Here is a 12603-nt window from a genome sequence, read left to right as displayed (position 1 = left end):
TCATCACCCTTCAAAAGATTTATTTACTCAACTTCACTTTACGAATTAAGAAAGCACCTGAAATAAGAATTAACGCTACAAACAATCCAATACGTGCTTCATCGCCTGTTTTTGGGTTATCTGTTTTTTCAGCTTTTCCATTTTCATTTTTTGTTTCTTTGTTCACTTCTTTAGCTGTTTCCTTACTCTCTACTTTTGTTTTCTCTTCTTTTACTTGTGTATCTGTTTTCGCTTGATCATTATTTTTTGTTGTAGCAGCTACGCCGTTATCGCCACCTACAGCTTTTACATTTGCATCAAAAGCAAAACGAATTGTGTAGTGGTGGTCATAGTTTGCATTTGGTACAACAACATGAATTTTTACAGCTGCCGGTTTGGATAAATCATCTACTTTAAACTCTACTGTTCTTTTATCTGCCGATTCATCTTTACTAACAACTTTCGCATCAACAAAATTCCCATTCTCTGGTGCTTTAAATTCTGTAATCCAAGCACTATGATTCATCGGAACTTGTACTCTCATCTCACCGTTTTTCACTATTAATTTTGCCGGCTTTTCAAAATAGTCATTTGCCATTGAAGCTGAATCATTTTCCGCTTTTTGAATTACGTAATTAATATCGTAAGTACCATCAGCTAGTTTTGCTGAAGCATTCCCGTATGGCATTACAAGAAAAGCTAGCATACATACGAACGTTATAATAAAAGCGGGTAATACAGAAACCTTTTTCATTTTTCTTGTTTCCTCCTTGGTTATCTTTCATTTCACTTTTTGAAAATGATAATTATTCTCAATTTATAAGAAAAAAATAATCTCTTCTACCTATTATTTAATTAGCATTCTTTTATGTAACATAAGTATTATTGATTATCATTCTCATTTAATATTAAAAATAATATCTCACCCTATTCCTTATACGAAGGCATAGAAACTGAGAAAAAATTATAAAACGTATTTATTGATTATCATTCTCAATGCGAATCAAAAAAAATAAACTATCTCTTCTCCTCTTCTTTCACCTCTTCCCATAACAACACTATAGTTATAGAAACCCCTTTTCCCTCACTTCCCTTCCAATATTTCCACAACTAAGTCAATCTTAGCCTACTCATAAATTTTTTGTCAACTATATTACGTATAAAATTTTTAATATCTGAATTTCTCTATATACGGCTTTTTTTACAAAAAAAGAGACTTTCTATAATAGAAAGTCTCTTTTCTCTATTTCTCTACAGCAATTTCCTGCTTTTGAAACTTAGAAACTATATAACCAAATCCTATACCGATTATCCCTGGAACTAACCAACCAATTCCTACACTATATAATGGAATCTTATCTAAAATAGGTGCTAGCGCTGCAATTTGAAGGTTTGCATTGTGTAATCCATCAAAGAAACTTATTGCAAATGCTCCTACAATCCCGCCCACATACATCGCTAATGGAAGACGAACGTAGTTTTCAACAAGTGATAATACGATAAGTACGATTCCAATTGGATAAATTGCGATTAAGATTGGTAACGCTAATGCATTTAACTGAGTTAACCCAAGGTTTGCTACCATAAATGCTAATACACAGAAAATGAAAACGACTTTTTGATAAGAAAGCTTTGGTAATAAGGAAGAGAAGTAATCACCACAAGCTGCAACAATACCTACAGAAGTTGTTAAACATGCTGCTGTAATTGCGATCCCTAGTAATAAAGTTCCGTAGCTACCAAATAAATGATTCACGACATTTGTTAAAATAATTCCTCCGTTTGCGCCCATTCCAAGTGACACACTAGAAGCTCCAAGATAAGCAAGTGCTAAATACACAAGTAGTAGACCAAGCGCTGCAATAAATCCTGCAAAGATTGTTACTTTTGCAATACTGTTTTTATTTGTAATGCCTTTTTCTTTTAACGCATGAATTACAACATTTCCGAATACCAGTGCTGCAAGTCCATCTAAAGTTAAATATCCATCAATAAATCCTTTAAAGAGAGGAGCACTATACGCTTCTGTCGGTGCACCAAATTCTCCAATTGGTGTAATAAGTGCTTTACCTACGATAATTGCAATAACAGCTAATAATATTGGAGTTAGCACCTTACCAATACGACCCACTAATTTCGAAGGATTTAAAGCTAAATAGAAAGTGACTGCAAAGAAAATAAGTGTAAAGATAACAAGTGGATATGACTGACCAGCTATCTCACTTGGTAAAAACGGTGCAACACTCATCTCATAAGCTACTGTTCCTGTACGCGGTACACTTACGAATACGCCTAAACATAAATAAATTGCAGTGATAAAAACAAGTGCGAATATAGGATGTACACGTCCTGCTAGCTCATTAATATCTCCCTTTAAAGCTATAACAATTACTCCTAATAAAGGTAGTCCAACCCCTGTTACGATAAAACCAAACAGAGCGATCCATACGTCCGTTCCAGCACCTTGCCCTAACGCTGGTGGAAAAATCATATTACCTGCACCAAAAAACAGTGCAAATAACATTAAACTTATTGCAAACATCTCTGAAAACTTTAAAGATGATTTCATTTCTACTAACCTCCTAAAATATACAATTGACAAAATATTCTGAATTAAAATCCGTCACATATTCTCTTTCAAGCATACTTCCCCGTAAAAGAACGCAAAAAACACCCGTCCCTAACAAAGGGACGAGTGTTGAAATCGTGGTTCCACCCTTATTCTAATAAAATGAATTTATAACGAAATAAGCTCATTTTATAGCTCGTGTAAATTGATAACGGTTTTATCCGCCAAGAATTACAATGCATCATGTATGCAGTTCACTCTTGAAGTTTAGAGGTGGTAAGCTTGTCTTTTCGTATTAGGAAGCTCACAGCCTAAGGCTTCCCTCTCTGAGAATCGTAAAATACAACTCATGTCCTCATCATTACTTTTATAAAATATCTTGTCGAAACTTGTTGTTTTTTATTATATGGGCTATTTTTTAAAAAATCAATAGTTTTATTTTTTCTGACAAAAAAATATAGGAAGAAAATTTTCCCTCCCTATAACTGCCCTATTAAAATTTCTAACTCTTCAGCTGTAACGCTCCGCCACTTTCCAACTTCAAGCTCATTTAGCTCTATATTCATAATGCGTACTCGCTTTAGCTTTATTACAGTAAATCCGAAAGCACGACTCATTCTACGAATTTGCCTGTTCATTCCTTGCGTTAAAACGATACGAAATGTTGATTGATCGACTCTTGTCACTTTGCACGGCTTCGTCATTCCATCTTTAATCTTTACACCACTGGACATCTCATCAATAAACCAGTCCGTAAAAGGTTTATCGACTGTGACAACATATTCCTTCTCGTGCTCATGATCACCATGTAAAATTTGATTCGCAATGCCGCCGTCATTCGTTAATAAAATAAGTCCTTCCGATGCTTTATCTAATCGTCCAACTGGAAAGATTCGCTCTGGGTAATTGATATAATCAATTATATTATCTTCAATATGATCAGCTGCTGTACAAATAATGCCGACTGGTTTATGGAAGGCGATGTACACCTTTTCTTTCTCTTCTTTTACAATAACTTTCCCATCAATCGTTACCCTATCACCATCGCTCACAAGTGTACCGTGCGTACATATTTCGCCGTTAATAGCCACGCGTCCAGCTTTAATGAGGCGATCTGTTTCACGTCTGGAGCATGATTTTGCTTCGCTTATGTATTGGTTGATTTTCATATTCTATTCCTTTTCATATATATTAAAAGCGTCAATCTATGGCAATATCATTATGCCACGATTGACGCTTTTTCACTTCGCAAAAACAACTAAATAAATAACCCCAATCACCAAAAATATTCCGCAACAAGCTAACAATACTTTTGCAAGTTTGTCCATAAACATATAATGGTTTCCCCTTTGTTTCGTTGTTTTCTATTTTAATTCGACAACTGTTACGCCTAGGCCTCCCTCGCCCATGTCACCGTAACGGAAGGTTTTCACGCCGCGATGCTTCTTCAAGTAATCTTGTACACCTTGGCGAAGTGCTCCTGTCCCCTTACCGTGAATAATTGATACGCGAGGATAGCTTGCAAGCTGGGCATCATCTAAGTATTTCTCAACGCGCGCCATTGCATTTTCAAATCGTTCACCACGAAGGTCAAGTTCTAATGAAACGTGATAGTCTCTACCTTTTACCGTTGCAACTGCTTTTTTCTCTGTTTGCTTCGGTGTGTTAATGTATTCCATATTAGATTCTTTTACTTTCATCTTCAGAATACCGATTTGTACGCTCCACTCTGTATCGCTTACTTTTTCAAGTAGTTGACCTTTTTGACCGAATGTTAATACTTTTACTTCATCACCTGCGCGTAACTGTTGTTTCGGCGCAGTGTTTTTCACGTTTACTTTTTGTTTCTTCACAAGCTCTGGCGCTGCACCTTCTAGACGGCTCTTCGCTTCAATTAGCTCGTGATCTTTCACGTTTGCAAGTTGTGCTTTACGCAATTGACGAAGTTCTTGAATAATGCCTTCCGCTTCTTTCTTTGCAGCTTCGACTTTTTCTTCCCCTTCTTTTTGCGCTTTTAATAATCGTTCATCACGATCTTCGTTAAATTCAATGATTTGACGTTGTAAATCGCGATGAAGTTTTTCAGATTGCTTGCGAAGTGCTTCTGCTTCGTTCCAGTCACGCTCTGCGTTCTTTTGACTTTCTTCTAACTTCGCAATCATATTTTCAATTTTATTCGTATCTGTACTAATGTGATTACGAGCTTGATCAATCACGCGATCAGATAGCCCAAGGCGTTTCGAAATTTCGAAGGCATTACTACGTCCTGGTACACCGATTAATAATTTATACGTTGGGCTTAATGTATTTACATCAAACTCAACGCTCGCATTAATAACTTGCTCACGGTTGTATCCGTATGCTTTTAATTCTGGATAATGCGTCGTTGCAACAACGCGAGCACCGCGATTACATACTTCATCTAAAATCGAAATTGCTAGTGCAGCACCTTCTTGTGGGTCTGTTCCAGCACCTAATTCATCGAATAAAACTAAGCTTTCAAAATCAGCTTTTTCCAAAATATCAACAATATTCACCATATGTGAGGAGAACGTACTTAAACTTTGTTCAATCGATTGCTCATCACCGATATCAGCAAATATATTTTTAAATACACAAATCTCTGACTCATCCATTACTGGAATGTGAAGACCAGATTGCGCCATTAATACACAAATACCAACTGTTTTCAGCGTAACTGTTTTACCACCTGTATTCGGTCCTGTAATAACAATTGTCGTGAAATCTTTACCTAACATAATGTTATTTGGCACGATAATTTCTGGATCAATGAGCGGATGGCGTGCTTGTCTTAAATCCATGTAACGCTCATTGTTTACGATTGGTTTTGTTGCTTTAATACGCTTCGCATAAAAAGCTTTCGCAAAGATGAAATCAAGATTCGCAACTACTTCTACGTTAGATAAAACGATATCGGCTTCTACTGCCACTTCTTCTGTTAACATCAATAAGATGCGTTCGATTTCTTGTTTTTCTTTCACACGTGCTTCTTGAAGCGCGTTATTTAATTCTACAATGACTTGCGGTTCAATAAATAACGTTTGTCCAGAAGCTGATTGATCGTGAACAATACCGCCATATACGCCGCGGTATTCTTGTTTTACTGGAATTACGTAACGTTCGTTACGAATCGTTACAATCGAGTCAGACAGCATCTTTTGTGCGTTTGAAGAGCGCGTCATATTTTCTAACTTTTCACGAATACGGCTTTCCGCCGTACGAATTTGAGTACGAATACCACGCAGTTTATCACTTGCGCTATCGACTACTTCACCGCCGTCACCGATACAATTTGTAATTTTCTTTTCTAAATCATATAAAGATACAATTTGAGCGACGTGAGTTTCTAAAATCGGAAGCTCGACACCGTTATCAGCCATATCTTCAATGAAACGTTTCATATTACGACTACCATACATCGTATTCGCAATATCAAGTAATTCATTTGGACTTAACATACTCCCAATTTTTGCACGCTTCACATTGGAGCGAATATCTGTAATACCACCTAATGGTGCACTACCTTTTAAACGAATAACTTTCGCAGCTTCATCCGTTGTATCTTGCATTTCTACAATTTCTTCAAAATCAGTGCTCGGCACTAAATGCTTCACTTTGTCACGACCAAGTGAAGATGCTGTATGTTCAAGTAATTGTTCTTTTACTTTATTGTATTCTAATACACGCAACGTTCTTTCTAACATGTTGCAGGTCCCCCTTGTGTTACTTATTACGTTTAATATAGTCTAATAAACGTTCAATATCCCACGTGTTAATCACGTTATCTTTTTGAATCCAACCTTTACGTGCTGCTGCTACACCTGTTTCCATATCTTCTAACATTTCAAGCGTATGAGCATCCGTATTAATCGCTACTTTCACACCAGCATCTTGTGCTTGTTTTAATAATTTCGCACTTAAATCTAGACGGTTCGGATTCGCATTTAATTCTAAAACTGTATTTGTTTCTTTTGCGAGTTCAATTAATAAATCTGTATCTACATCATAACCCTCACGACGCCCGAGAAGACGTCCTGTCGGATGGGCAATCATTGTAACATGTTTATTCTCAAGTGCAGTACGTAGACGCTTCATAATCGTTTCACGGTCTTGTGAGAAGCTAGAGTGAATCGCTCCAATGACATAGTCTAATTCTTCTAATACTTCATCATCAAAATCAAGCGAGGCATCTGGTAAAATGTCCATTTCAATTCCGCGTAAAATTGTAATGTCTGGATACTTTTCATTCATACGTTCAATTTCTTTTGCTTGCTCACGAAGACGCTCTTTCGTTAAACCATTCGCTACTTTTAAGTATTGCGAGTGATCAGTAATCGCCATAAACTTATATCCACGAGCACGGCACGCTTGTACCATTTCTTCAATAGAAAAAGCACCGTCACTCCAAGTTGTATGCATATGTAAATCACCTTGTATATCGGAAAACTGAATTAAGTTCGGATACTCTTTAATTAATTCAATTTCTTTTCCATCTTCACGCACTTCTGGCGGAATAAATGGCAGACCGAAATGAGCAAAGAAGTCTTCTTCAGTCTCAAATGTTTTCACTTCACCTGTTTCTAAGTTCTCTACACCGTACTCACTAATTTTCTCGCCTTTATCTTTTGCGATTTGACGCATTTTTACGTTATGGTCTTTTGATCCTGTAAAATGGTGAAGTGTTGTAATAAACTCTTCTGGTTTTACTAAGCGGAAATCGATTGAAATATCATATTCATATTGAAGACGAACAGAAACTTTCGTATCCCCACTTGCGATTACCTCAATCATATTATCGAATTGGAGTAAATGCTCACGTACCGCTGCTGGTTCTGTCGTTGCAATGATAAAATCTAAATCTTTCACTGTTTCTCTCGCGCGGCGCAAACTACCAGCGCGAGAGAAACGAATTACTTCAGCAATATTCGACAATTTCTCCTCTATTTCCCCGGCAATAGGCAATACCATCGCAATTGGTAAACGCTCTGGACGAGAGCCTACTTGATCGATTGCTTCTAATATTTTCTCTTCTGTCTTCTTACCGAAACCAGCTAAAGCTTGTACTTTATTTTCCTCACAAGCAGCTTTTAACGTCTCCATATCAATAACGCCTAGCTCTTTATATAACTTAGCCACCTTTTTACCACCAAGACCTGGTAGTTTTAATAACGGCAATAAGCTACTTGGTACTTCTTTTTCAAGTTCTTGTAATACTTCAGATGTTCCCGATTCTATATATTCTTGAATAACTGCTGCTGTTCCTTTTCCGATGCCCGGAATCTTCGTGAAATCTTCAATTTCAGAAAGACTACGATCGTCACTTTCTAATGCTGCTGCCGCTTTACGAAATGCAGATATTTTAAATGGATTCGCGCCTTTTAGTTCCATAAAAAGCCCGATTGTCTCTAATAATTTGATAACTTGTTTTTTATTTACTTTCATCATTACCCCGCCTTTCTTTCATAGAAAAAAACTTCTCTTTCCGAAAAAAGAGAAGTTATACTCTGCTACCTGTCTGCCATAGTTCCTTCACCTTTTCAGATAGAATCGGTGTATCGTCTACAATTATTTTGCTAATTGATGATTTTTGTAATGGTGTTTGTACTTGTTCAATCGGAAGAATGTTTCCAATGATAATTAAGACAAACAAAACAATATATACTTCTAAAAATCCGAGGATTGCCCCGGCAAACGCATTTACTTGCTTTAAAACCGGTATTTCTGCAAACATATTTAACAAATTACCAAGTAATGAAAGTGCTATTTTTGTAATAATAAACAATATGATAAACGCAAGCGCTTGATAAAATACTGTCTCAATATTATTTGCATCAATCCATTCTGGAACAGATACGTTTTTATCAAATGGATACGGAATAAATTTCGCAAGTGCTGGCGCTAAATCTTTACAGTACCAGTATGCAACAAGGTATGCGATAATAAAGCTTGTTAACTTTACAAGTTGCAGAATAAACCCTCTACGTAAGCCGAGGAAAAATCCCATAACAAGCAGTAAAATGATAATAATATCAATCATGTTATTCCATTCCTTTTTTTGTCATACTTTCTTTCAATTTCTCATGTTCTTCTTTTAATTTTATGTAATCGTGTATGACGTTTACCGCCGTCAATACCGCTAGTCTACTCGTGTCAAGCGAAGGATTCTTGGCATTGAGTTCGCGCATTTTATCATCCACAATCGCTGCTACCATGCGGATATGACTTGTACTTTCATCGCCAACAACTGAATATTGCTGACCATAGATTTCTACATTAATTCGACTTTTCTTTCCCTTTTGTTGTGACAACTCACCGGCCTCCAATCACGTACAGAATCCTAAAGTTTATCATACCATGAACCTTCATAATATGGAAACAGAAAGAACAATCCGATATGATAAAAATAACAATATAAAAAAAGGGGCGACCATTATGTCAAATTCTATCGTAATTCAAACAAATTCTACAGTAATTGAAGACATGAAACAACAATATAAACATTCGCTTAGCCCGAAAATTCCGCAAGGCGGTATCTTTATGGCTAAGGTGCCATCTTGCACGATTACAGCGTATAAATCTGGAAAAGTAATGTTCCAAGGAGGCCGCGCTGAAGCAGAAGCTTCTCGTTGGCAAACTGTCTCTCAAAGACCAAAAACAACTGTAAAAAAACCTGTCGATTCCCATCGTTATGCGCCGCCTGCTTCCATCAGTACAATGTCTATTGTAGGGTCTGATGAAGTTGGTACGGGAGATTTCTTTGGACCGATGACAGTCGTTGCTGTATATGTGGATGCAAAGCAAATTCCACTACTAAAAGAACTTGGTGTAAAAGACTCTAAAAACTTAAATGACGATCAAATTACTGCCATTGCGAAACAACTTCTACACGTTGTTCCTTACAGCTCTCTTGTCCTTCATAATGAAAAATATAACGAGCTATTTGATAAAGGAAACAACCAAGGTAAGCTAAAAGCCTTGCTACATAATAAAGCTATTACAAACTTATTAGCTAAAATGGCACCTACAAAACCTGAAGGCGTCTTAATCGATCAATTCACACAACCTGATACATACTATAAATATTTAGCAAAACAAAAACAGGTACAGCGTGAAAATGTTTATTTCGCTACGAAAGGTGAAAGCGTCCATTTAGCAGTAGCCGCTGCTTCTATTTTAGCTCGCTACTCATTCGTAAAACAGTTTGACGAACTAAGTAAAAAAGCTGGTATGCCACTTCCAAAAGGTGCTAGTAAACAAGTTGATATCGCTGCTGCTAAATTAATTCAAAAGCTTGGTAAAGAACGATTACCTGAGTTTGTGAAACTGCATTTCGCTAATACGGAGAAGGCGCTTCGCTTATTAAAATAGTATCGACAAAAACAGGAGCCTACAAACTCCTGTTTTTTTGTTTCATCCTACTATTGTCCTTATAGTTTTGTTATAATTATAATATGCAGATTATTCTAACATAGGAGGAGATCTACATTGCTACTTCTACAAATGATTCTAAATATTTTACTAGGCGATCCACACGAAAGACAGTTCGAAATTAGAGAAAACATTCAGCTACTAAGTGAACAACCAGCGTTCAACGATTTAATAGAGCGTTATGGTCGATCTTTCTTATTAAACTTTCGGATTCGAAGATTTATCCCGCTTTAATGGGCAGTAAGACCCCCACCTCAAAATTCAGCGAATGCAAAGAAGTTAGGGGGGATCAACTGCCCATAAAAGTCCGATTGGTTCAACTAATAATCAGTGGGGGATGAACCCCCCACTGATTAAAGTTTCACTTTATCGGGAAACACGATGCACGCTTGTTAATACATAATCCAACAAAACTACAACACTTCTGTGAAGAACTTGAATGTATGATTAGAAAAAGGAGTTTTTTCATATGAACGCTGTAAAAGTTAAAAAGATATTATATGTTTTCGTACACCTCGTAGGCCCACTTTCTTACTTCACTATTTCTACCATTTGGGGAGCTTTTTTCACTACTAAATCCACATTCGAAAATATATCTGATAATCTTGGCATGATGGCCATCTATTACGTGTTCATGAGTTTACTGTGGTTTTTCTATTTAGATCGATTAGACAAAGACATAAATAAGATTACAAAAGAAATTAACGATAATAAGATGTAACACATAACAAAGGAGAGCCCTTAAGACTCTCCTTTGTTATGTTAGCTTCGTTTCTGCTTCTTATTTGATGAAGATACTTTATGAGAACCTGTTTCATGTGTCGTCGTTCCTTGTCCTTCAACTTCTGGAGAACCTAGGCTTGATCTTGAATGATCTTTTTTCACTTTTTTACTCATTTATATTCACCCCTTCGCGTTACTTTTTGCTACGGGAGAATAAACTATACAAAATAAAAAAGCGAGAGGAAATCCTCTCGCTTTTTTCATATTTTAGAATTCAGAAGAACCTGGAGTTCTTGGGAATGGAATTACGTCACGGATGTTAGCCATGCCAGTGATGTACATTAGGAAGCGCTCGAAACCTAGACCAAATCCAGCGTGTTTTGTACCGCCGTATTTTCTAAGTTCTAAGTACCACCAGTAGTCCTCTTCGTTCATACCTAATTCTTTAATTCTGTCTACTAAAACGTCCATTCTTTCTTCACGTTGGCTTCCGCCGATTAATTCGCCGATGCCAGGAACTAGAAGGTCAGTAGCAGCTACTGTTTTACCGTCTTCATTCAAACGCATGTAGAATGCTTTAATGTCTTTTGGATAGTCAGTTACGAATACAGGGCGTTTGAAGATTTCTTCTGATAAGTATCTTTCGTGCTCTGTTTGTAAGTCAATTCCCCATTCTACTGGGTATTTGAAGTCAGCACCTGATTCTTGAAGCACTTTAATTGCTTCTGTATAAGTGATGCGACCGAAGTCAGAGTTAATTACGTTGTTCATGCGCTCAAGAACTGTTTTATCAACGAAGCTGTTGAAGAATTCCATTTCTTCTGGTGCATGCTCTAATACGTATTTCATTGCATATTTCAGCATATCTTCTGTAAGGTTCATTACGTCCCCTAGTTCAGCGAATGCAATCTCAGGCTCAACCATCCAGAACTCAGCAGCGTGGCGAGTTGTGTTTGAGTTTTCTGCACGGAATGTAGGTCCGAATGTGTATACGTCACGGAATGCTAATGCATAAGCTTCAGCGTTCAGCTGTCCACTTACTGTTAAGTTTGTTTCTTTACCGAAGAAGTCTTTTGACTCATCAACTTTTCCGTCTTCACCTTTTGGTAGGTTATTTAAATCTTGCGTTGTTACGCGGAACATTTCGCCAGCACCTTCTGTATCACTACCAGTGATGATTGGTGTGTGAACATGTACGAATCCACGCTCTTGGAAGAATTGGTGAATCGCAAATGCTGCGATAGAACGTACGCGGAACGTTGCAGAGAATGCATTTGTTCTTGGACGTAAGTGAGCGATTGTACGTAAGTATTCAAACGTATGACGTTTCTTTTGAAGTGGGTAATCAGAATCTGATAAACCCTCGATATCAATTTTTTCTGCTTTAATTTCAAATGGTTGCTTCGCTCCAGGCGTTGCAATTACTTTACCTTCTACTTTAACTGAAGAGCTAAGTGGAAGTTTTGCAATTTCTTTGAAGTTCTCTAATTCTGTATCGAAAACGATTTGAACGCTTTTGAAGAAGCTACCGTCGTTTAATTCGATGAAACCAAATGCTTTTGAATCACGTAAGTTACGAATCCACCCTGATACTTGTACTGTTTGATCTGCATACTTTTCTGTATCTCTATACAGACTTTTTACTAATGTGTTTTCCATAGTGAAATTCTCCTTTGCTCATATATTTAAATACAAAAAAACCTTTCATCCATAAAGGGACGAAAGGTTAAACTTCGCGGTACCACCCAATTTGTCATAAAGACCAACTTTAACTCGTATGTAATACATACTTCCCGGTTTATAACAGGCCGGATTCCCGTCTAAGCCTACTCTTGAATATAAGATTCAATTTCGGTTAGCAACTCCAAGGTGTTCTTCACATA

General features: G+C 37.0%; 12 protein-coding genes and 2 other annotated features (1 of these 14 only partly in view). Of the genes, 3 read left to right on the top strand and 9 right to left on the bottom strand.

All coding sequences use genetic code 11. The features are described 5' to 3' along the window. Window positions 1-19: 19 nt before the first annotated feature. The 7 genes from isdC to zapA form a co-directional block, all read right to left on the bottom strand. Window positions 20-733, bottom strand: coding sequence for a heme uptake protein IsdC (gene isdC / locus ACTFRH_RS25420; RefSeq protein ID WP_000757952.1), 714 nt, complete (start codon window positions 731-733; stop codon window positions 20-22). 489 nt (window positions 734-1222) lie between these two features. Next, window positions 1223-2548 carry a branched-chain amino acid transport system II carrier protein BrnQ6 gene (gene brnQ6 / locus ACTFRH_RS25415; RefSeq protein WP_000842650.1) on the bottom strand — a complete coding sequence of 442 codons (1326 nt, stop codon included), beginning with the start codon at window positions 2546-2548 and terminating at the stop codon, window positions 1223-1225. A gap of 115 nt (window positions 2549-2663) precedes the next feature. Then, window positions 2664-2919 (bottom strand) — a binding site (T-box leader). Window positions 2920-3027: 108 nt separating this feature from the next. Next, entirely contained in the window at window positions 3028-3717 is a 690-nt protein-coding gene (locus tag ACTFRH_RS25410) for a 23S rRNA pseudouridine(2604) synthase RluF (RefSeq protein ID WP_000700748.1), read from the bottom strand. A 195-nt stretch (window positions 3718-3912) separates the two neighbouring features. Next, window positions 3913-6273 carry an endonuclease MutS2 gene (locus tag ACTFRH_RS25405; RefSeq protein WP_000893712.1) on the bottom strand — a complete coding sequence of 787 codons (2361 nt, stop codon included), beginning with the start codon at window positions 6271-6273 and terminating at the stop codon, window positions 3913-3915. Window positions 6274-6292: 19 nt separating this feature from the next. After that, window positions 6293-8011, bottom strand: a complete 1719-nt coding sequence (polX, locus tag ACTFRH_RS25400) for a DNA polymerase/3'-5' exonuclease PolX (RefSeq protein WP_000867512.1) — start codon at window positions 8009-8011, stop codon at window positions 6293-6295. 55 nt (window positions 8012-8066) lie between these two features. Further along, entirely contained in the window at window positions 8067-8606 is a 540-nt protein-coding gene (locus ACTFRH_RS25395) for a CvpA family protein (protein WP_000565412.1), read from the bottom strand. Between the two features lies 1 nt (window position 8607). After that, window positions 8608-8877 carry a cell division protein ZapA gene (gene zapA, locus ACTFRH_RS25390; RefSeq protein WP_000082701.1) on the bottom strand — a complete coding sequence of 90 codons (270 nt, stop codon included), beginning with the start codon at window positions 8875-8877 and terminating at the stop codon, window positions 8608-8610. 124 nt (window positions 8878-9001) lie between these two features. On the opposite strand from zapA, the gene rnhC reads away from it, so the two are divergent. From rnhC to ACTFRH_RS25375, 3 genes are all read left to right on the top strand, one after another. After that, on the top strand, window positions 9002-9937 hold the full coding sequence (rnhC, locus tag ACTFRH_RS25385) for a ribonuclease HIII (RefSeq protein WP_000071571.1): 936 nt from the start codon (window positions 9002-9004) through the stop codon (window positions 9935-9937). A 117-nt stretch (window positions 9938-10054) separates the two neighbouring features. After that, window positions 10055-10231 carry a hypothetical protein gene (locus ACTFRH_RS25380; protein WP_232294104.1) on the top strand — a complete coding sequence of 59 codons (177 nt, stop codon included), beginning with the start codon at window positions 10055-10057 and terminating at the stop codon, window positions 10229-10231. Window positions 10232-10466: 235 nt separating this feature from the next. Then, window positions 10467-10718 (top strand): hypothetical protein, encoded by a 252-nt coding sequence (locus ACTFRH_RS25375; protein WP_000994744.1) that lies wholly within the window; start codon window positions 10467-10469, stop codon window positions 10716-10718. 41 nt (window positions 10719-10759) lie between these two features. Here ACTFRH_RS25375 and ACTFRH_RS25370 read toward each other — a convergent pair whose 3' ends face one another. Together ACTFRH_RS25370 and asnS are read right to left on the bottom strand one after the other, a co-directional pair. Continuing rightward, a complete protein-coding gene (locus ACTFRH_RS25370; RefSeq protein WP_000039594.1) occupies window positions 10760-10894 on the bottom strand; it encodes a YuzL family protein in 135 nt (44 codons plus the stop codon). A gap of 93 nt (window positions 10895-10987) precedes the next feature. Further along, window positions 10988-12379 (bottom strand): asparagine--tRNA ligase, encoded by a 1392-nt coding sequence (gene asnS / locus ACTFRH_RS25365; RefSeq protein WP_000432177.1) that lies wholly within the window; start codon window positions 12377-12379, stop codon window positions 10988-10990. A gap of 52 nt (window positions 12380-12431) precedes the next feature. Next, window positions 12432-12603 (bottom strand) — a binding site (T-box leader) (it continues 80 nt past the right edge of the window).

It is taken from the genome of Bacillus cereus group sp. MYBK216-1 (assembly GCF_051916495.1).
Lineage (GTDB): Bacteria > Bacillota > Bacilli > Bacillales > Bacillaceae_G > Bacillus_A > Bacillus_A thuringiensis_K.
The sequence above is the reverse complement of the archived record's forward strand: the minus strand, read 5'-3'. Positions and strand labels throughout refer to the sequence as shown.